19 protein-coding genes, 1 tRNA gene and 1 pseudogene are annotated in these 19,667 nt (G+C 60.6%); 5 read left to right on the forward strand and 16 right to left on the reverse strand.

The window, feature by feature from the left end; genetic code table 11:
• Position 1: 1 nt before the first annotated feature.
• A tRNA-Glu gene (locus AC1RDQ_RS12970) sits at positions 2–74 on the reverse strand.
• Between the two features lie 385 nt (positions 75–459).
• On the opposite strand from AC1RDQ_RS12970, the gene AC1RDQ_RS12975 reads away from it, so the two are divergent.
• Entirely contained in the window at positions 460–1,218 is a 759-nt protein-coding gene (locus AC1RDQ_RS12975; protein ID WP_492587505.1) for a hypothetical protein, read from the forward strand.
• 222 nt (positions 1,219–1,440) lie between these two features.
• Here the strand turns inward: AC1RDQ_RS12975 and AC1RDQ_RS12980 are convergent, their stop codons facing one another.
• The 4 genes and pseudogenes from AC1RDQ_RS12980 to AC1RDQ_RS12995 all read right to left on the reverse strand — a co-directional run bounded on the left by AC1RDQ_RS12980 (position 1,441) and on the right by AC1RDQ_RS12995 (position 5,927).
• Entirely contained in the window at positions 1,441–2,322 is an 882-nt protein-coding gene (locus AC1RDQ_RS12980) for a methyl-accepting chemotaxis protein (protein ID WP_371918576.1), read from the reverse strand.
• A pseudogene (locus AC1RDQ_RS12985) lies at positions 2,302–3,405 on the reverse strand (HAMP domain-containing protein); the annotation flags it as partial. The gene AC1RDQ_RS12980 and the pseudogene AC1RDQ_RS12985, both read right to left, overlap by 21 nt.
• Positions 3,406–3,513: 108 nt before the next feature.
• Complete coding sequence (locus tag AC1RDQ_RS12990; RefSeq protein WP_492587506.1) at positions 3,514–4,899, reverse strand: aminotransferase-like domain-containing protein; 1,386 nt, start codon at positions 4,897–4,899, stop codon at positions 3,514–3,516.
• Positions 4,900–5,165: 266 nt separating this feature from the next.
• On the reverse strand, positions 5,166–5,927 hold the full coding sequence (locus AC1RDQ_RS12995) for an SDR family oxidoreductase (RefSeq protein ID WP_492587507.1): 762 nt from the start codon (positions 5,925–5,927) through the stop codon (positions 5,166–5,168).
• A gap of 238 nt (positions 5,928–6,165) precedes the next feature.
• Here AC1RDQ_RS12995 and AC1RDQ_RS13000 point away from each other — a divergent pair, with 238 nt between their 5' ends.
• Complete coding sequence (locus AC1RDQ_RS13000) at positions 6,166–7,170, forward strand: NADP-dependent oxidoreductase (RefSeq protein WP_492587508.1); 1,005 nt, start codon at positions 6,166–6,168, stop codon at positions 7,168–7,170.
• Positions 7,171–7,240: 70 nt separating this feature from the next.
• Here AC1RDQ_RS13000 and pyrF read toward each other — a convergent pair whose 3' ends face one another.
• A complete protein-coding gene (pyrF, locus tag AC1RDQ_RS13005; protein ID WP_008016546.1) occupies positions 7,241–7,939 on the reverse strand; it encodes an orotidine-5'-phosphate decarboxylase in 699 nt (232 codons plus the stop codon).
• 296 nt (positions 7,940–8,235) lie between these two features.
• Between pyrF and AC1RDQ_RS13010 the strand changes: the two genes are divergently transcribed.
• The 3 genes from AC1RDQ_RS13010 to xopAW all read left to right on the forward strand — a co-directional run bounded on the left by AC1RDQ_RS13010 (position 8,236) and on the right by xopAW (position 10,933).
• Positions 8,236–8,994, forward strand: coding sequence for a response regulator (locus AC1RDQ_RS13010; protein ID WP_340317611.1), 759 nt, complete (start codon positions 8,236–8,238; stop codon positions 8,992–8,994).
• Complete coding sequence (locus tag AC1RDQ_RS13015) at positions 8,994–10,043, forward strand: sensor histidine kinase (RefSeq protein ID WP_492587509.1); 1,050 nt, start codon at positions 8,994–8,996, stop codon at positions 10,041–10,043. Before AC1RDQ_RS13010 ends, AC1RDQ_RS13015 begins: the two co-directional genes overlap by 1 nt.
• A 248-nt stretch (positions 10,044–10,291) precedes the next feature.
• On the forward strand, positions 10,292–10,933 hold the full coding sequence (xopAW, locus tag AC1RDQ_RS13020) for a XopAW family type III secretion system calcium-binding effector (RefSeq protein ID WP_492587510.1): 642 nt from the start codon (positions 10,292–10,294) through the stop codon (positions 10,931–10,933).
• A 44-nt stretch (positions 10,934–10,977) separates the two neighbouring features.
• On the opposite strand, the gene AC1RDQ_RS13025 is transcribed toward xopAW, so the two are convergent.
• The 10 genes from AC1RDQ_RS13025 to AC1RDQ_RS13070 all read right to left on the reverse strand — a co-directional run bounded on the left by AC1RDQ_RS13025 (position 10,978) and on the right by AC1RDQ_RS13070 (position 19,599).
• Positions 10,978–12,033 carry an AI-2E family transporter gene (locus AC1RDQ_RS13025; RefSeq protein WP_057713672.1) on the reverse strand — a complete coding sequence of 352 codons (1,056 nt, stop codon included), beginning with the start codon at positions 12,031–12,033 and terminating at the stop codon, positions 10,978–10,980.
• Between the two features lie 69 nt (positions 12,034–12,102).
• Positions 12,103–12,909, reverse strand: a complete 807-nt coding sequence (locus AC1RDQ_RS13030; protein ID WP_057713671.1) for a DUF4892 domain-containing protein — start codon at positions 12,907–12,909, stop codon at positions 12,103–12,105.
• An 8-nt stretch (positions 12,910–12,917) separates the two neighbouring features.
• Positions 12,918–13,577, reverse strand: a complete 660-nt coding sequence (locus tag AC1RDQ_RS13035; RefSeq protein WP_489339078.1) for a glutathione S-transferase family protein — start codon at positions 13,575–13,577, stop codon at positions 12,918–12,920.
• Between the two features lie 50 nt (positions 13,578–13,627).
• Positions 13,628–14,482, reverse strand: coding sequence for an alpha/beta hydrolase (locus tag AC1RDQ_RS13040; RefSeq protein ID WP_407514777.1), 855 nt, complete (start codon positions 14,480–14,482; stop codon positions 13,628–13,630).
• Entirely contained in the window at positions 14,479–15,285 is an 807-nt protein-coding gene (locus AC1RDQ_RS13045) for an alpha/beta fold hydrolase (RefSeq protein ID WP_150754038.1), read from the reverse strand. The genes AC1RDQ_RS13040 and AC1RDQ_RS13045 overlap by 4 nt, the downstream gene beginning before the upstream one ends.
• 113 nt (positions 15,286–15,398) lie before the next feature.
• Positions 15,399–15,842 carry a hotdog fold thioesterase gene (locus tag AC1RDQ_RS13050; protein ID WP_008003274.1) on the reverse strand — a complete coding sequence of 148 codons (444 nt, stop codon included), beginning with the start codon at positions 15,840–15,842 and terminating at the stop codon, positions 15,399–15,401.
• A gap of 32 nt (positions 15,843–15,874) precedes the next feature.
• Entirely contained in the window at positions 15,875–17,542 is a 1,668-nt protein-coding gene (locus tag AC1RDQ_RS13055) for an AMP-binding protein (RefSeq protein WP_218494368.1), read from the reverse strand.
• A gap of 200 nt (positions 17,543–17,742) precedes the next feature.
• Positions 17,743–18,198: a phosphohistidine phosphatase SixA gene (gene sixA, locus AC1RDQ_RS13060; protein WP_349735087.1), complete on the reverse strand. Its 456-nt coding sequence runs from the start codon at positions 18,196–18,198 to the stop codon at positions 17,743–17,745.
• A complete protein-coding gene (locus tag AC1RDQ_RS13065; RefSeq protein ID WP_057713666.1) occupies positions 18,195–18,542 on the reverse strand; it encodes a DUF4389 domain-containing protein in 348 nt (115 codons plus the stop codon). Before AC1RDQ_RS13065 ends, sixA begins: the two co-directional genes overlap by 4 nt.
• Before the next feature lie 31 nt (positions 18,543–18,573).
• The gene (locus AC1RDQ_RS13070; RefSeq protein WP_442096879.1) at positions 18,574–19,599 is read right to left on the reverse strand and encodes an NAD(P)H-dependent glycerol-3-phosphate dehydrogenase; all 1,026 of its coding nucleotides are present in this window, start codon (positions 19,597–19,599) and stop codon (positions 18,574–18,576) included.
• Positions 19,600–19,667 lie beyond the last annotated feature (68 nt).

Genomic DNA, 19,667 nt, shown 5'->3' on the forward strand with positions numbered 1-19,667 from the left:
GCGTCCCCTAGGGGACTCGAACCCCTGTTACCGCCGTGAAAGGGCGGTGTCCTAGGCCACTAGACGAAGGGGACACACGTACAACATTCACTCCCTGCTTCGTTTCGCTGTGTGCTTTACGCTGCAAGTGGCGCGCATTCTATGGATGGATTGAGAGGTCGTCAACCCCCTGATATAAATTTATTTAAATCAATGACTTCGCCCTGCTTTTGGGAGCCATTGCGGTTTTTCCGCTGCCCGGCGTTTGACGCCTATATTCTGGCACCCGCCAAGACGTTATAGTCCACCCGATGATGGCAATCTGAGTATCGAGTGCCATCATTCATAGAAGCGTTGCTCCGGCCGATACAAGAACAAGCATGTCCGATCCAACCCGTCGTGCGGGCCTGGGGGCTCAAATGCCAAGCCACTCAACCCGCATGCGTAACCTATAAAGAGGTCTTACCGGTGACGCCACTCATGATCACCCTGCTAGTCGTAGCCGGGATCGCACTGTTGATCGCCATTGGCTACATGAACCATGTGGTGGAAAACAACAAGCTGGAAAAGGCCCGTACCAAGATTGAGCTCAACGATCGCCTGCGACGCTGCGGCGAAATCACCGAGACGTTCCCCGGCCAGCTGATGACCCCGGCCCTCAAGCTGCTGTTGGCCCGCCTGGAACTGAACGTCTGTCAGCGCCTGCTTAACCTGGAAAAATCCAGCGCCAACCTCAAGGCACGGATCGCCGAACTGGAAACCCTTGTCGGCCAGGGTGAATCCATCCCGGTCAACAATCCGCCGGCACCGATCCAGACTGAAGCCAAGGCCAAGGATGTACGCTTCCTGCTCGAAGCCCTGCACGGCCAGGTTACCCGCGCGGCACAGGACGGCTTCCTGCCCCCCAACGAAGCCAAGCGCTGGATTCGTGAAGTGCGCCACATCCTGGTGCTGCTGCACATCGAGTTCTTCAACAACCTCGGCCAGCACTCCCTGCAACAGAACCAGCCCGGGCAGGCCCGCCTGGCATTCGAGCGTGGCGTGCAATACCTGCGCAAACAGCAGGAACCACAGGTCTATGCCGAGCAACTGGAATACCTGGAAAAACTCCTGGCCAGGGCCAACGACCAGGTCATGGATCGCATCGCTCCGGTCGAAGGCGAGGTCAACCAGTTGACCGAAGGCCTCAAGGACGTCGAGGTTGACGCAGACTGGAAGAAGAAAGCGATCTACGACTGATCAGCGAAAATGGAAAAGCCACCTAGAGGTTAATGCCAATCAGTCAACGATTTGAACACCGCCACCCTGTGGGAGCGAGCTTGCTCGCGATGACGGTTGGACAGTCACACAAGGGGTGCCTGACAGTCCGCCATCGCGAGCAAGCTCGCTCCCACAGGTTTAGTGTGTTAACTGATGAGCATTAACCGAGAGGTGGCTTTTTTAGCCTGGCCGAAGATCATTTCAAAGCCTGAAATGCCCCACCATCCCCTTCAGTTCAACCCCCAGTTGCGCCAGCTGAATACTCGACGCGGCATTGCCCTGCATCGCCAGCGATGACTGATCGGCACTGGCGCGAATACTGGTGACACTGCGGTTGATCTCCTCGGCCACCGAGCTCTGTTCCTCGGCTGCCGCGGCGATCTGCTGGTTCATCTGCTGGATCAACGATACCGCCGCCGCAATGCTTCCCAGCGCACTCTCGGTCTGCAAGGCATCGCTGACCGCCAGCTTCACCAACTCGCCACTGCTCTGGATCTGCTGCACCGACGACTGCGCCGCCGAGCGCAAAGCGCTGACCAGGCGTTCGATTTCCTCGGTCGATTGCTGGGTTCGCTTGGCCAGCGCACGCACTTCATCGGCCACCACTGCAAAGCCCCTGCCCTGCTCGCCGGCCCGGGCTGCCTCGATCGCCGCGTTCAACGCCAGCAGATTGGTTTGCTCCGCCACGCTTTTGATCACACTCAAAACCGTGCCGATGTTCTGTATTTCCGCACTCAGGCTTTCGATGCTCGAACTGGCCGAGGTGGCCGAGTCCGCCAACTGCTCGATCCGCGCCATGCTCTGGCGCACCACCTGCTGACCACTTTCAACCTTGCCGTCAGCGGTTTGCGCGGCCAGCGCAGCTTCCTCTGCATTACGCGCGACGTCATGCACCGTGGCCGTCATCTGATTCATTGCGGTGGCGACCTGTTCGGTTTCCTCCTTCTGCGTGCTGACTTCGAGATTGGTCTGTTCAGTCACCGCCGACAACGACTGGGCGGAAGTCGCCAACTGCTCGATACCCGATTGCAAGCCGCTGACTATATGGCTGAGCCCCGCGCCCATTTGTTGCATTGCCTGCATCAACTGGCCGATTTCGTCACGGCGGGTCACGTCAATGGTCGCACTCAAATCCCCTGAGGCAATCTGCTGCGCCACCTGAATCACACGGCGCAGCGGTGCCACGATCAACCGGGTGATGAACCACGCGGCAACCAACCCAACCAGCAAGGCCAGGGCGGAAGAGCCAATGATCAGCAGCGAGTTCTTTTTCAGTTCAGCCTGCATCGCCAGGTCTTGCGCGACATAAGCCTGATCCACCCGCTCGACCACTTGGGCTGCGCGCTGGTGTAATTGTTGATAGACGGTTTTTTCCTGTTCCAGCAGGCCGGTGTACTCGGCGAGCTTGTCACTGAAACTGACGATATGACCCATCACCTCATTGAGGACGGTCTGGTAACCCTCGTCCTTGACCGTAGTCTTGAGCTGTTCGGCCTGGGCCAATGCCTGGCTGGCCTGTTCGATCTTGCCCTGCCCGGCGCTGTCGTCGCCTTTGCGGCTTTGATCCAGACGCACGCGCGCTTCATTCATGGCTTGCAGCATCAAGCGTGAAACCTGGCTGACCTGACTGGCCTGCTCGATGAATTGCGCACCGTCCTTGCCTTCGGAGTCTTTCAGCGTATAGGCGCCGTCATCGGTGAGCCCGGATTGCAATACATCAAGGTTATTGGCCACGCTGGACACCGACCAACTGGCCATTTCCAGCGCCAGGTCCTTGGCCTGGCTGAGCGAGACAAACTCGTCGAAGGCCTTGCGATAGGCTCCCAGGGACTGTTCGACATCATTCATCACCGGCACGTTGGCCGCAGACGCGGCCTTGAGCTGGCCGGCCAGGGCGATCAAGCCATCGACGCCCTCGTGCAGGGCATCGACGGTTTTCGGATTGCCGTGCAAGGCGTACTCCTGCTCCAGTAGCCGCACCTTGAGCAAACCGCTGTTGAGCGATGACATTTGCTTGAGCCCATCGAAGCGCTGGCTGATGGTTTGCAGGGACCAAACGCCAATGCCCGCCACCAGCGCAGTCAACAACAGCACCAGGACAAACCCGACACCCAGTTTTTTCGCCATACCGAGGTTGGCAAAACGTCCTTGCACGGCCGATTTCATTGCACTTAGTCCCCTGCCAAAGTCTGTAGACGCAGATTCGCAACGGGCCAGTGGCAACACAAGGCTCTGGCTCCGGAATAATGGCAAAAAGCTACGTCAACGTCGTTTTCAGAACGCTTGAGGTCGATCCCGGGCAGTGGCCTGAAAGAACGCCCGGGCACGCGGATCGCAGGCATATGTCACGTTGATACGCTGCCAGTCACTGGCCTCACCCGAGGGGTTGAAGGCGGTCTTCGATGACAGCAGTACACCCAGGCGCCGTGCCTGGGTTCGCAGCTGATCGTAGTCGGACATTCGTGATCGCGCCCAGATGAACAGGCCTCCCGCCGGCTTGCCGAAAACTTCCCACTCGGCATCTTCGAGCAATTGCAGCACCACCAGCCGGTCGCTGCTCAAGCGTTGGCGCTGACGCTGTACCAGTTTGCGGTAGGCACCGTTAGCCAACAGGCACGCCAGCACCGATTCACAAAATCGCGAAGCGCCCATGCCACTGATCATCTTGACCTCGGCCAGACGTGTAATGACTTCGGCATCGGCCACCACGAAACCGACCCTCAAGGAACTGCTGAGGGTCTTGGAAAAGCTGCCCACGTAGATCACATCGTCGTCCAGCGCAGCCAGTCGCATACCGGAACCGCTGTGCAAATCCGCATAAACGTCGTCTTCGATCACCTGCACACCGAAGGCCCTGGCCAGTTGCAGCAGGCGGCGCGCCACCACCGGTGCAAGGCTGCTGCCGGTCGGGTTGTGATAGAAGCTATTGATGAACAGCCCTTGGGGCCGGTGTTTGACCAGCACCGACTCGAGCACCTCCACGTCCGGCCCGCGCGGTGTTCGCGGTATCTCGACCATGTGGATGCCGTGCAGCCTGAGCAGATCGAACAGCACCGGATAACCGGGACTCTCCACGACCACACAGTCACCGGCCTTGAACAGCGTCCGCACAATCAGGTCGAGCCCCTGACTGGCACCCGCCGTGGTCATGATCCGGTTGTCCTTTGCCCGGATATCCAGCTGCCTGAGGTGCTTGAGGATCTGTTGTCGCAAGGCTGGCAAACCCAACGGCGTGCTGTAGTTGAACAGGCTGGCCGTGTCGGTACGACTGACTTGCCGAATCGCGTAAGTCAGATCGTCTGTCTCGCGCCAGCTTTCAGGCAGCCCACCACAGCCAAGCCTCAACTCACTCGAAAAAGTCCCGTGATCGGGCTCCGCCCCCTCGAACCACACCGGCTCGTGCTTTGTACCTGTGGCCAATGCCGGATCGGCAACCGCATAGCCGGCTCCATGACCTGACACCAGCATTCCCTGTGTCACCAGGCGTTCACAAGCCTGAGCGACGCTTAACTGACTGAGCAAATTGATCCGCGCGATCTGTCGCACCGAAGGCAGGCGCGTACCGGGCGATACCCCGCTGGAATGAAGCCAGCAGGTCAGCGCGTCAACAATTTGCTGTACGACGGGCACCAGCGCCTGTCGGTCGATTCTCAATTCCATGAGCAAGCAAACCCCTGTTGATTTTGCGATTAGCAGTTAATCACAGGCGTGTTCGAAGACTTGTGCGACAACGCCGCCAAAACCATTCGATCTAATCATTTGAAACACATTGCCTGGCCCTTTAGCGGAACCCAAAAAAAACCTGCGGGAGCGAGCTTGCTCGCGATGGCACGGAGCCAGCCAACATAGATGTCGACTGACACTCCGTCATCGCGAGCAAGCTTGCTCCCACAGGTTCGCAGTGTGTCTGGTATTGGTATGTCGAGTTAAAACGCGGTAACGCCACCGTCCACGGCCAATGAGTGCCCCGTGGTGAATGCCGCGCCATCGCTGCACAGGTACAGCACCGCGCTGGCGATCTCTTCGACCTTGCCGATGCGACCGACCGGATGCATGGCGTTGGCGAACTCGCCTTTTTTCGGGTCGGCTTCATAAGCGCGGCGGAACATATCCGTGTCGATCACCGCCGGACACACGGCGTTGACCCGGATTTTCTTCTTGGCATATTCGATGGCCGCTGACTTGGTCAGGCCGATCACCGCATGTTTAGAGGCTGCGTAGATGCTCATTTTCGGCGCCGCCCCAAGGCCGGCCACCGATGCCGTATTGACGATCGCGCCGCCCCCTTGCGCCAGCAGCAGCGGCAACTGGTATTTCATGCACAGCCAGACACCTTTGACGTTGACGCCCATGATCGCGTCGAACTCGTCGAGGGTACCTTCGGCCAACTTGCCCTTCTCGATTTCGATGCCGGCATTGTTGAAGGCATAGTCGAGGCGACCGTAAGTATTGACCACCTCCCCCATCAGATTTTTTACATCGTTTTCCAGGGTAACGTTGCAGCGCACGAAGGTCGCTTCGCCACCGGCGGTACGAATCAGCGCCACCGTGCCCTCGCCGCCTGCCACGTCCATATCGGCCACTACTACCTTCAGGCCCTCGGCGGCAAATGCCTGGGCGGTCGCGCGGCCAATACCGGCCGCCCCGCCTGTCACCACGACCACTTGGCCAGAAAACGTCATGCTCATTTTGTTATGTCCTCAAAAAGAAGAATGCGGGGAATCGCGTAGGACCAGTCTAGCCATGGAGGTCTTGAACACGGCAGCACTATCAAGGCTCCGGTTGGGCGCCCATGAGTTGCAGTGATGGAACTGCCGTACCAACTATCACTGCACTGGATCAACCTGCATTCGCCGCATCAGCCGAACTTGCAGCATCGTCGCTGACCGGCTATCAACAAAGCTTCATTCAACTTGAGTGCCTGCCATGACCTCCCAGACCAATCGCCAATTCCTGCTCGCCAAACGTCCGGTTGGCGCGGCGACCCGCGAGACATTCACCTACCAGGAAGTACCGGTCGGCGAGCCTGCGGCGGGTCAGATACTGGTCGAAAACCAATACCTGTCCCTGGATCCGGCCATGCGTGGATGGATGAACGAGGGCAAGTCCTACATCCCGCCGGTCGGGCTCGGCGAAGTCATGCGCGCCTTGGGTGTGGGCAAAGTCATTGCGTCGAACAACCCGGGGTTCGCGGTCGGGGATTACGTCAACGGCGCCCTGGGTGTGCAGGACTTCTTCCTCGGCGAACCGCGAGGCTTCTACAAGGTCGATCCGAAACTGGCACCGCTGCCACGTTACTTGTCCGCGCTGGGCATGACCGGGATGACGGCGTACTTCGCCCTGCTCGACGTCGGCGCTCCGAAGGCCGGTGACACCGTGGTGCTGTCGGGCGCGGCGGGCGCCGTGGGCAGCATTGCCGGGCAGATCGCCAAGATCAAAGGGTGCCGGGTGGTTGGCATCGCCGGTGGCGCCGACAAGTGCAAGTTCCTGATCGATGAACTGGGTTTCGATGGCGCTATCGACTACAAGAGCGAAGACGTCCTCGCCGGCCTCAAGCGCGAGTGCCCGAAGGGCGTCGACGTGTATTTCGATAACGTGGGTGGCGACATTCTCGACGCGGTGTTGAGCCGCCTGAACATGAAGGCGCGGGTGGTGATTTGCGGTGCCATCAGCCAGTACAACAACAAGGAAGCGGTCAAGGGACCGGCCAATTACCTGTCACTGCTGGTCAACCGCGCGCGCATGGAAGGGTTTGTGGTGATGGACTACGCCGCCCAATACGCCAGCGCCGCCCAGGAAATGGCCGGCTGGATGGCCAATGGGCAGCTCAAGAGCAAGGAAGATATTGTCGAAGGACTGGAGACTTTCCCGGAGACGCTGATGAAATTGTTCAGCGGGGAGAATTTCGGGAAGTTGGTGTTGAAGGTCTAACCCGATATTTAGACTCACCCAAAAACCACTGTGGGAGCGAGCTTGCTCGCTCCCACAGGTTTAGCGGTGTTTAGGCCAGTTCAGCCACAACCGAAGCCAGTGCCTTCGCTGGATCCGCCGCCTGGCTGATCGGACGGCCGATCACCAGATAGTCGGAACCGGCATCCAGCGCCTGACGTGGCGTCAGAATGCGGCGCTGATCGTCCTGGGCGCTGCCCGCCGGACGAATCCCCGGGGTCACCAGTTGCAGCGACGGGTGCGCCGCTTTCAGTGCCTGGGCTTCGAGGGCCGAGCACACCAGGCCGTCCATCCCGGCTTTTTCCGCCAGGGCGGCCAGGCGCAGCACCTGCTCCTGTGGCTCGATGTCCAGGCCGATGCCCGCCAGGTCTTCACGCTCCATGCTGGTCAAGACGGTCACGCCGATCAGCAGTGGTTTAGGACCGGTGCGCTGATCCAGCACTTCACGGCACGCAGCCATCATGCGCAGGCCGCCGGAGCAATGCACGTTAACCATCCACACGCCCATTTCCGCCGCCGCCTTGACGGCCATCGCGGTGGTGTTCGGGATGTCGTGGAACTTGAGGTCCAGGAACACTTCGAAACCCTTGTCGCGCAGGGTGCCGACGATTTCCGAGGCGCAGCTGGTGAACAGTTCCTTGCCGACTTTGACCCGGCACAGCTTCGGGTCCAACTGATCGGCCAGCTTCAGTGCGGCGTCACGGGTAGGGAAATCCAGGGCGACGATGATGGGAGTCTGGCAGGCGGACATGAGTGGGCTCTCAGGCAAGTCGAAATCGGCGCGCATTGTAGCGGAACCAGCGCCGCTGCGGGACCCGATGATCGGTAAATCGTCGCGACGGCTCAGGCAAGACTAGCCCTTGAGGCCATTGTGTCGAGTTCGATACACACACGACACGCCCGCAACACCCAGGCCCGCTACCCTCGGCAACCGCAACAGGTCCCTGCAACAGCGCTTCCCGCCTCAGGGCCGGACGCCTATGCTGGAACCACAACCTCGCAGCCTATCTTTGTGGTTGGCAGCCTACCTGGCAGATGAACGCACGCATGCACAACACCCCAGCACCCGTGAACGACGACCAAAAAACGCCCGGTGACGACAAACGCTGGAGCATTCGTGCCCTGATCGTCGACGATGACGTCCCGATCCGCGAATTGATGATCGACTACCTGGCCCGGTTCAACATTCACGCCAGCGGCGTCACCGATGGTGCCGCGATGCGCCTGGCGTTGCAGGCGGAGCATTTCGACGTGGTGGTGCTCGATCTGATGCTGCCCGGTGAGGACGGCCTGTCGCTGTGCCGCTGGCTGCGCGCCGAGTCAGCCATCCCGATCCTGATGCTCACGGCCCGCTGCGAACCCACCGACCGGATCATCGGCCTCGAACTGGGCGCCGACGACTACATGGCCAAGCCGTTCGAGCCTCGCGAACTGGTGGCGCGGATCCAGACTATCCTGCGCAGGGTGCGCGATGACCGCAGCGAACAGCGGGCGAACATTCGTTTCGACAATTGGCGCCTGAACAGTGTGCTGCGGCAACTGATTGCCGACGATGGCCTGGTGGTGCCGCTGTCCAACGCCGAATTCCGCCTGCTCTGGGTGTTTATCGAACGTCCGCGCCGCGTGCTCAGCCGGGAACAACTGCTTGACGCCGCTCGTGGTCGTTCGATCGAAGCCTTTGATCGCAGCATCGACCTGCTGGTGTCGCGCCTGCGCCAGAAACTCGGCGACGACCCCAAGGCTCCGCAGTTGATCAAGACCGTTCGCGGCGAGGGTTACCTGTTCGATGCCCGAGACATCGGCTGATGCGCGGGCGCTTCGATACGCTGTTCGGCCGCCTGTTTGGCGTGCTGTTGCTGGCGATTATCCTCGCGCACCTGCTGGCCTTTGCCTGGTTTCATCATTACGGCCCGCCGCCACCGCCGCCTCCACCGGAGTTTTCCGAGGGCCTGGACGGGCCACGCCCACCACTGGACCCAAACCTCGAAAAACGGCCACCACGGCCGTGGTTCGGCGGCCCCCTGGTACCCCTGACGTTTCAATTGGTCTCACTGATCATTGCCGCCTGGTACGGCGCCAAACTGCTGAGCCGGCCGATCCAGCGCCTGAGCGACGCGGCCGAGCGTTTGAGCGAAGACCTCGACAGCCCGCCACTGGAAGAGTCGGGACCACGGGAAGCACGGCAAGCAGCGCACACGTTCAACAAAATGCAGCGCCGCATCCTGGAACAGGTCAAGCAGCGTTCGCGCATGCTTGGCGCCGTGTCCCACGACTTGCGCACGCCGCTGTCGCGGCTCAAGCTGCGGCTGGAGAAAATCGACGACGAAAAGCTGCAAGGTCAGATGCGCCAAGACCTCGACGACATGATCAGCATGCTCGACGCCACCCTCACCTATCTGCATGAACAACGCACCAGCGAAGCTCCGCAGTGGATGGACGTGCAAGCGCTGGTGGAATCCCTGAGCGAAAATGCCCAGGACCAGGGCGCGAACGTCCAGGCCAGCGGCCACTGCGCCCCCCTGCAAGTTCAGCCGATAGCCTTGCGCTCCTGCATCAACAACCTGATGGACAATGCCCTGCGCTATGCCGGACAGGCGTTGATTACCCTGCAAGACCATCGTGAACAGCTGGAGATTCGGGTCATCGACCATGGCCCGGGCATCGCCCCGGAACAACGTGAAGCAGTGTTCGAACCCTTCTTTCGCCTTGAAGGCTCGCGCAATCGCAATTCCGGCGGCGTTGGCCTGGGCATGACCATTGCCCGGGAGGCCGCGCAACGGATGGGCGGGCAGCTGACACTGGAAGAAACTCCGGGCGGCGGCCTGACGGCGGTGATTCGCCTGCCCCGGACCTGAAAGCCACACCGGTCCATTGTGGGAGCGGGCTTGCTCCGGGCGGCGTTCCGACGAATGCGGTGTGCCAGACAACATTTTCGTCGACTGACACTCCCTCTTCGCGAGCAAGCCCGCTCCCACAGGGATATTGGCGAGGCTGACAGCCATGTGTACCACTCGGTACAAACTCCACATATCCGCGACAACTCGCCCCTTGAGTCTGCATAAGCCGGTACACCACCGGTTTATCTTTCCAAGGAGTGAGCCCGATGATCGGCAGCATCAGCAGCAATTACTCGAATTACACCAGCAGCACCACATCCAATAGCACCCGCAACCAGCAATTGCAGAAAGACCTGTTGGCCAAACTCGACAGCAATAGCGATGGCACGGTCGATCAAAATGAACTCAAGAGTGTTTTGTCGCAGCAAACCGACGACGGTTTACTGGTCAACCTGAGCAAGAATTTCACCGACCTCGACAGTGATGGCAGTGGCAGCCTGAGCGGCGAAGAAATGGCCGTGATGGCTCCCCCGCCGCCTCCGCCAGGCGATGAAGCCCCCAACACCGACCTCGCTAACGCATTGATCAGCGCGCTGGACGCCGACGGCGATGGCACCATCAGCAGCGATGAACTGAGCAGCGCGTTACAGGCCAGCAACAGCAACTCGTCGACCAGCACCGACACCAGCACCGCGCTGCTCAAGGCGCTGGACAGCGACAGCAGCGGTGGCGTCAGCAGTGATGAACTCAAGGCAGCCCTGCAGGCCGGTCGGGAGCAGAACACCAACAGCTCTTCCGATCAATCGAGCGTAAATGACGCGCTGCAAAAAATGGTCGCCAACCTGAGCAAGCAGTATTCGCTCGATAACGTGGCAAGCGTGGGCAAGCACCTGAACGTAGCAACCTGAGTCAAAAGCTTCGTCGGATCGCCGCCCGGAGTTGAATACAAATCTCAGGGCCGGCGATCTTCACCCCGTGCCTGGGTCGTGCTCCAGTCGATCAACAGGCTGTAGGCCACCGCCAGCAATGTCGGGCCGATGAACAGGCCGATAAAGCCAAAGGCAATCAACCCGCCAAACACCCCAAGCAGCACAATGACCAGCGGCAGGTTGCCGCCACGGCTGATCAGGTACGGCTTGAGCACGTTGTCGACACCGCTGATGATGAATGTGCCCCAGATCCCGAGGAATATGGCCATCCCGTACTCGCCTTTCCAGACCAGCCACGCGGTTGCCGGAATCCACACCAGCGGCGGGCCCATCGGGATCAGGCTGAGCATGAACGTCACGATGCCAAGCACCAGCGCACCCGGTACGCCGGCAATCAGGAACCCGATCAGCGCCAGGATCGCCTGGGCCGCCGCAGTGCCGATCACACCGTTCACCACCCGTTGTACCGTGCCCGCCACCAGCTCAATGTAGTAGCCGGCCCGTTGACCGATCAGCCGCTCCAGCAGTGTGTGTACAAATGCCGCCAGGCGCGGCCCGTCACGATAGAAAAAGAATACGAAGACGACGCTCAGGGTCAGTTCGAGAATACCGCCGCCGATCTGCGCGCTGCGCGCCAGCAACCAGTTACCCACCTGCCCCAGATAAGGCTTGAGCGACACCATCATCGCCGCGCCCTGCTCATCGATACTGTTCCAGATCCCTACCAGCCGCCCGCCCACCAGGGGAATCGAACCCAGCCACAGCGGCGCTTCGGGAAGCCCCTCAACCTGAGCATCCTTGATGAATACCGTGGCATCGCGCACATGATCGGCAAGGTTGAAACCCAGCCACACCAAGGGTGCCGCTACCAACACCATCCAGCCCAGCGTCAGCAATGCCGCCGCCAGCGACTCGCGGCCATTGAGCCAACGGGTCAGCAAGCGCATCAGCGGCCAACTGGCAAACGCCAGGACCGCGCCCCAGAACATCGCCGACCAGAACGGCGCCATCACCCAGAAGCTCGCGCCGAACAACGCCACGAGCAGGATCTGCACCAACAGGCGATCGTTATTGATCATCAAAAGTCTCGAAAAAGTCAGTCAGCAAAAGAGTAGGCGAACGCGACGTACGCGCTCGCCCGGTACAGCCTAGCGCAATAGCTCGATGTGCAGGCCAGAGCCTTCGGCACTACCGGTTTCCAGCCGCGCGGCACGCACGCCCTGGGCAATCAGGGCCTGACGCCAGGCTTCGGCGTTCGCTCCGGAAATGCTGACCCGCAAGGTGGTGTCCAGATTCAGTCCGCGAGAAATCAAGCGGAGCCAGGTCTCGTCAGGTGCGCTGTTCAACGTGGCAAAATCAAGTTCGCCGGTGCTCTTGAGTTCACGCAGCAAGGTCGCGGAGGTCGGTAACAACTCGCCCAGCGGTGTCGAAGCCTCGAACTGTTCGACATGCAGGTAGGCTTTGCGATTACCGCGGGTGATGCTGTACAGCGCAACGAGCGTGTTGTCCCTTGGAGCAGCAAGTCGCAGCAACAAATAGGCTTGCTGATCGTCGGCGCCATACAGCTTGGCGTTGCCAAAGACCTGGTTGGCCCAGAGGCTGCTTTCACCGCAATCGCGCGCCTGGCACCAGAAGAGCAACCCGGCGTCCTGCTGTTGCAAAGCCTCGCGGGCAGCGGTGAACGCCTCGATGGATGAATGCTCCGAGGGTAATTCGTAGGTCACCGAAGTGACGTTGCCGCGGGCACTGACCTGGCCGTCGAATCGTAACTGGCCACTGATTTTACGGATCGAGCCCAACGGGTAGATCCGCTCCAGTTCGGCGGCGGGGCGATAGTCGACAATCTGGGCGTCGACCATGCGCGGCACTATCGGCAGGTCCTGACTGCCCGGAACATCGGCGGCGAATAACAAGGGACTGAAACTGCACAGCACCAGCAAACTGAATGAACGCATGGATAGACTCATCGGATCAGCATGGCCTGGGCGCCCTTGATAATACTGGCTTCATCGGCGCGTTTCGGTACTTGCAGGCCACGCTGCACCGCCGGCCGGTCCTCCATGGTTGCCATCCAGCGTTGCAACGCCGTCAAGCCTTCCACCGAGACGCCCGACCACTCGTAGCCGCGCACCCAGGGAAAGGTGGCAATGTCGGCAATGCTGTACTGATCGGCGAGGAACTCCACGCCTTGCAACCGCGTGTCGAGCACTTCGTAGAGGCGACGGGTTTCATGCTGATACCGGTCGATGGCACCCTGGAGTTTTTCCGGAAAGTAGCGGAAGAACACGTTGGCCTGGCCCTGCATCGGGCCGATGCCCCCCATCTGGAACATCAGCCACTGCAATACCAGCGAACGCCCCTTCGGGTCCGATGGCATCAGTTTGCCGGTCTGTTCAGCGAGGTAAATCAGGATGGCGCCTGACTCGAACACGGCGAAATCGCCATTGGCGCGGTCGACAATCGCCGGAATCCGGCCATTGGGGTTGATCTTGAGGAAGTCCGCGGACTTCTGCTCCTTTTTGTCGAAACTCAAGGCATGCACCGTGTAGGGCAGGCCGAGTTCCTCGAGCACGATAGAGACCTTGTGGCCATTCGGGGTCGCAGCGGTGTAGAGATCTATCATGGTTGTCTCCCTTTTCAACCCGCCAAGCCTCGACAGTTGCCCGGCGCAAGTCAAGGAATGGCGAAAAACCGATTGAAACAGTCTGCGACAAGATCGGCACCAGACTCATCATTGAGGTGCAAATGGTGGCCGCCTGGCAGCTGTTCCCGGCTAAAGGGTAGACGCTCCAGCAACTCTGGGTGTTTGGCGAGCATGCCGTCGGCGGCAACCACCAGTGTTGCAGGACACTTGACCCGCTGGACGAAGGCCATGGCCTGTTCGGTGGTAAGGCGTAGCGGCGATGGCAGTGTGAGGCGATTGTCGGTGCGCCAGGTGTAACCGCCCGGCACCGGCATCAGGCCACGCTGCGCCAGCAGTTCTGCGGCCTCGCGGCTGACCGCCACCAGGCCTTTCATGCGCGCTTCGACGGCTCGGTCGAGGGTGTCGTAGACCGGTTTGCGCTTTTCCCGCAGATCCAGTTGCGCCTGCAGGGCCATGCCCATGCGCTCGGCAGCGTTTTCACCTTTGTCTGTAGGAGGAATGATGCCGTCGATCAACGCCAGGTGGGTAACCCGCTCGGGCATCGACCCGGCGATGATCAACGAAGCAATGGCGCCCATCGAATGCCCCATCAACGCAAACTTCTTCAGCCCAAGCTGTTCGGCGACTTGCAGCACGTCGTGGGCATAGTCCCACATGGCGTAGCCGGCTCCCGGCGGGCGATGCCCGGAATGACCGTGACCGGCCATGTCCAGGGCGATGATGCGCAGGCCTTTAAGCTTCGGCGCCAGACGGGCAAAACTGTTGGCGTTGTCCAGCCAGCCATGCAGGGCAATGACCGGCAATCCGTCTTCAGGACCGAACAGGTGCGCCGCCAGTTCGATGTGCGGCAGGCTCAGACGGACCTCTTCGACGACGTGGTTCATGCGCAATCCTGTTGTCGACGGCCGTCCCAACGGTAGAACAGGCCTTTGAGCATGTCAGCGGTATCAAGGGGACGTTCGAGCGGAAACATGTGGCCGCCAGGCATGGTCAACGACTCGCCCAACGGCAGGCGGTCGACCGAACTGGCGTGATGGCGCATCACCACGCGGCTGTTGTGCCCGCGTACCACCGCCAGCGGCACTTGCAACTGCCGGGTGCTGCCCGGGCTGGTGTGCGGTACACCGCGATAGATACTGATTTCCGTGGCCGGGTCGAACCGCAGGCGCAACTTGTCGCCGACCTGATGCAAGCCGTGTTGCAGGTAGGCATCGAAACATTCCGGGTCGAAGCCACGAAACAGGGTTTTTCCGGCGAAATACTTCCGGGCGCTTTCCAGGTCGGCGAATTCTTCACGGCGGCCCAGGGTACGCCCGGCCGGGGTCAAGCGGTCGATGAAACCAAAGCGTTTGGCCGCCCGTATGACCCATTGATCGGTCCGGGTCAGCACTGGCGAGTCGAGCATCACCACCCCGCGATACAACTCGGGGCAACGCAAGGCCGCATGCAGGTGCAACACGCCACCGAAGGAGTGACCGACGCCCCACACGGGTTCGGCCTGTTGTTGCAGGTGATGGATCAGCTCATCCACCAGGTTGTACCAATTGTCGTCCGCCGGGAAACGCGGGTCGTGGGCGTGCTGCTCCAGATGCGTCACCTGAAACTCGGGTGCCAGCGCCGCAAACAACTTGCCGTAGGTCCCCGAAGGAAAACCATTGGCGTGGGCGAAAAAGATCTGTTGCGACATACCTGCAAATCCATAAGCGAGAACAGGTGTAGATTGTCCGCAAGACCGCGTCCTACAGCAATGACCGTAACTGACAGGAATGATGACAGTCCGGTCAAAGCTATGGTTTTGGTTCAACGCGCCGGCGGATTCTCACCCAAGGGCACCACTGCCATGGTCAGTCGCGACACACAACTGGCCTTGCCCTCATCGCTGGTCAACCGAATGTCCCAGACATGGGTCGTGCGGCCGATGTGGATCGGCTTGGCCACCGCCGTCACCCGTCCGCTGCGCAGGCCGCGCAAATGGTTGGCGTTGATTTCCAGGCCCACGCAATAGAATTTGCTGGCATCGATGCACAGGTAACTGGCCATCGAGCCGACCGATTCGGCCAGCACCACCGAGGCACCGCCATGCAGCAAGCCGTAAGGCTGATGGGTGCGGTGATCGACGACCATGCTGGCGGTCAGGGACTCATCGTCAAAAGCTTCGAAACGGATGTCCAGCACTTCGCCGATGGTGTTTTTCTGGATTGCGTTCAACTGCTCGATGTTCGGGGTGGTGCGCCACAGGCTCATCGCAGAGTTTCCTCGTTGGTTTTGTTCGTGGATCAATCCTGCCACAGCACCGCTTCGCTGCGCTCGCTCCATTCCTCAAAGCGTTCACCGTAAGCCGCTTCGATCACGTTGCGCTTGATCTTCAGGGTCGGGGTAAGAAAGCCGTTTTCCACGGCCCAACTGTCCTTGACCACCACCAGGCGCCGAAGTTGTTCATGCTTGTCGAGGGCACCATTGACCTCCTCCAGCAGTTTTTCCAGGCTCGAATGCAAACCGGCACGCGCGGCCCCGCCGGCATCCTGCTGGCCGACCGCCGACAACACGCACAAACCCAGCGGCGCACTCAAGCCATCGCCCACCACGCAAACCTGTTCGATGCGCGAATGCACGGCCAGGCGATTTTCAATCGGTGCCGGGGCCACGTACTTGCCTTTGCTGGTCTTGAAGATTTCCTTCAGGCGCCCGGTCAGGCGCAGATTGCCTTCGGCGTCCTCCTCGCCCTTGTCGCCGGTACGCAGGAAGCCGTCCTCGGTAATGGTGTCGGCGGTTTTTTCCGGTTCCTTGTAATACCCGAGCATGGTCGCACCACTGCGCACCATGACCTCCCCCGTCTCGGCGATCCGCACTTCGACCTCCGGACACGGCTTGCCGATCCAGCCCGGTTTGTTCTGGCCCGGCAGGCCGATGTGGGAGTAGCCGCAACTCTCGGTCATGCCGTAGACCTCCAGCACGTCCAGCCCCAGTTTGCGGTACCACTGCAACAAGGTCTGCGGTACCGGAGCCGCGCCGGACAACGCGATGCGCAGCGCATCCAGCCCCAACCCGGCGAGGACTTTATGCCCGACCCGTTTGCCGATGATCGGCAGGCCGAGCAGGAAGTCGAGACGTTTTGCCGGGATCTTGCTGTACACGCCCATCTGGAATTTGGTCCAGATGCGCGGCACACCAAACAGTGCGGTCGGGCGCGCACGGCGCAGGTCGGTGAGGAAGGTATCGAGGCTCTCGGCGAAAAACACCGTTTGGCCGGTATAGATCGATGCCAGCTCGACGAACATGCGCTCGGCAACGTGGCACAGCGGCAGGTAGGACAACAGCCGGTCCGACTCGTTGAGACCGAACAACGCAGTGCCGCGGGTGGTGGCAAACCCCAGAGTGCCGAAGCTGTGCATCACACCCTTGGGCATGCCCGTGGTGCCGGACGTGTAAATGATGGTCGCCAGTTGATCGGCGTCGGGCTTGGGATTGTCCTGTATGGGCGAACTGCGTTGCAGGTCGTCCCAACTGAAATCAAAGTCGCCGGGAGGATGCAGGGGCAGGCTGATGGTCGGCAGGTCGGGGCTGACACCACGGGACATACCTGGCCAGTCGTCGAGCTTGCCGATGAATGCCAGCGCTGCTTGCGAATGTTCGAGTACCTGGGCAACGGTCTCGGCGGTCAGGTTTGGGTACAACGGCACCGACACATGCCCGGCCATCCAGATCGCGAGATCGGCAACGATCCAGTGCGCACAGTTTTTCGAGATCAGGGCGATATGGCTGCCCTGCGGCAGTTCCCGCGCTCGCAGCCAGTGGGCGGCGCAGCGTGCTTGATGACCGACGTCCGCCCAGGTCAAGGTCTCGACCTGGCCGCCCCCGACAGGCTGGACCAGAAAGCGCTGGCGGGGATGACGGGCCTCACGCTCGTAGAAAACGTCCAGCGGCAAACGAAAAGCAGCAGACATGCGACTCGCTCCTGTGATTTTGGTCTGGAGCAAGCGTAGTCAACCAAGCAAGTGCTTGGTTGACTATTTCATACAAAACTTTTCGGGTTATGACGTACCTGTGGGAGCGTGGCTTGCCCGCGATGCAGGTTCCGCGGTTTATCAGGCATGACCGAGTCGATGCCTTCGCGGGCAAGCCACGCTCCCACAGAAAAGCGGTGTTACGGGTGCTTGATGCTGTCGAGTTTCATTGACCCGACCAGCAGCTCTTCACCCTTGAGCTCCGCCAGACCGGCAGTGCTGACCCTTTCCGGCGGATGTCCGGCACCATGCTGCAGGTAGCTCAGCAGATTCCCCACCAGCGGGTTGTGACTGACCAGCAAAACGTTGCTTACCGCGACCATCTGTTCGGCCACCTTGTCCGGCTCCGTGTCCGGTGTCAGCCACTCGACGGTGCGGATTTCCGGTTCGAAACCCAATGCGTCTCGTACCAGATGCGCTGTTTCCTGCGCTCGCAGGTACGGGCTGGCGTAAATGCCGGTCAGTGGCTGACCCATCAGCTCTGCGGCGATTTTCAATACTTCCTTACGACCGTTATCCGTCAATTCCCGCTCCGAATCGTGGGGGCGGGAGCCGTGTGGTACAGCTTCACCATGACGCAATACCCAGAGTTTCATAGCTTGGGTTCCTCATCTCGGGCCGGATGCGGTGCCGGTGCCACGACATGCGGCGCCTCACCTTCCGGTGTACGCGGCGTTGGCCAGTCGGCGAACGGCCAGGGCTTCTGGTCGCTGTGAAAGCTGCCGAAACGACCGATCTGCGCCAGAAACTGGCTCAGGCTGTCGCCGAAATTCATCAGGCTGGCGCTTGGGGCGCCATAGAACAAACGATAGATCAACTGCACCAGCACGACGGCGCCGAGGATGAACTGCGCCACTTGCCACACCAGCACGAAGAGGATCATCCACAGCACCCGCAGCAGGATGGACTCGTACTTGGCTTCTATTTTTGGATCGTTCATGCGCAACTCCCTGCTTTTCTGGCAAGCGTGATTAGTTGAAACCGCTGGTGGAAATAAAGTCGACGTCGGTTTTCGGCTCGCCACGCATTAACAGACCGATGACCTGCTCCAGCGTGCGCCCCTCGAACAGGATCGCGTGCAGCCCGGCGACCAGCGGCATGTACACGCCAACCTCCTGGGCCTTGGCCTTGAGCACTTTAAGGGTATTGACCCCTTCGGCGACTTCGCCCAGGCGCGTGACCGCCTCGTCCAGGCTCAGGCCCTGGCCGAGGGCGAAGCCGACCTGATAGTTGCGGCTCTTGGGCGACGAACAGGTCACGATCAGATCGCCCACGCCGGCCAGCCCCAGGAAGGTCATCGGGTTGGCACCCTGGTTCACCGCGAAGCGGGTCATTTCCGCCAATGCCCGGGTAATCAGCATGCTCTTGGTATTTTCTCCCATGCCCAGCGCCACCGCCATGCCGGCGATGATCGCGTAGACATTTTTCAGCGCCCCGCCCAGCTCCACGCCGAAACGATCGGCGCTGGCGTACACACGAAAGGTGCGTCCGTGCAGCGCGGCCTGAACCTGCTGGCAGAGTTCTTCGTCTTCACTGGCGACCACCGTGGCGGTCAGCGCGTGCTCGGCGATTTCACGGGCCAGGTTGGGTCCGGACAGGACGCCGATGCGCGCCTGCGGGGCGATCTCTTCGAGGATCTCGCTCATCAACTTGAACGTGTGGGCTTCGATGCCTTTGGTCAGGCTCACGAGCATTTTGCCGGTCAAGCGTTCGGCGTGCGGCATCAGCACCGAGCGCAGCGCACTGGAGGGCAATGCGACGAAACACAGGTCGCAGGCGTCCAGGGTGGCTTGCAGGTCGGTGACCGGTGTGACGCCGGGCAGAATCTTGATGCCTTTGAGGTAACGCGGGTTCTCGCGATTGACCCGAATGGCCTCGGCCTGTTCGGGGTCACGCATCCACTGAAGGACCTGATGCCCGTTCTCGGCCAGCAGATTAGCCACGGCGGTTCCAAAACTTCCGCCTCCCAGGACCGCAATCGGGCGCTGTTCAGTCATATGCAATCCGTTAATCCATACCAGTGGCGATGTCGGCATTATACGGGGCAGTCCATCGACGGCCAGCC

Source organism: Pseudomonas sp. GW823-FHT02E01 (assembly GCF_058797535.1).